Below are 565 nucleotides of genomic sequence, written 5' to 3' on the forward strand. Positions count from 1 at the left end.
TTATCAGCGGTCATCACCGTTCCGTTCATGGTCGGCTGGCCTGCAGCATTGATGATGACTTTTCCCCACGGGGTGTTATACGAATCCCCTGGTTTCATTACCGTCACAGACTCATTACCTACGTTGGAAGAATCTCCACGATCGTGCCCACCACTATTTCCATGGCTACCACCACCCGGCTCTGGACCACTCCCACGTTCTGAGCTCCAGCCGGTTCCATCACCTTTTCCACCATAATTAAATCCAGGCATAATCTTTCCTCTTTTTATTTTTGTTTTATGAGAAATCTGGTATGCGGTTTATTGCTGAGCGGCTACCTGCCGCCACGCTGTTATAAGTGCTCTGCCACACCAAAAACTGTATATATTCACATGTGTTTATATACAGTAAAATGATACTACGCCCGGCAGTTCCATGCTGTCAACATGGTTTTTAGTTATTAATCACGAAGGGAAATGATTTACTATATTTATTCAATGAGACACTAACGGGACAACGTCACTTTATGGCATGGCACACTATTCAGGACACACTAAAATTAACGGGAAAATCCCGTTCACAGCTG

Annotated in this window: 1 pseudogene; it reads right to left on the minus strand. The window is 44.8% G+C overall.

The window, feature by feature from the left end:
• A pseudogene (locus tag OGY18_RS00940) lies at positions 1-251 on the minus strand (pore-forming bacteriocin colicin A); the annotation flags it as partial.
• Positions 252-565 lie beyond the last annotated feature (314 nt).

The sequence above is a fragment of the Citrobacter sp. Cpo142 genome (assembly GCF_030332425.1).
Classification (GTDB): domain Bacteria; phylum Pseudomonadota; class Gammaproteobacteria; order Enterobacterales; family Enterobacteriaceae; genus Citrobacter; species Citrobacter portucalensis.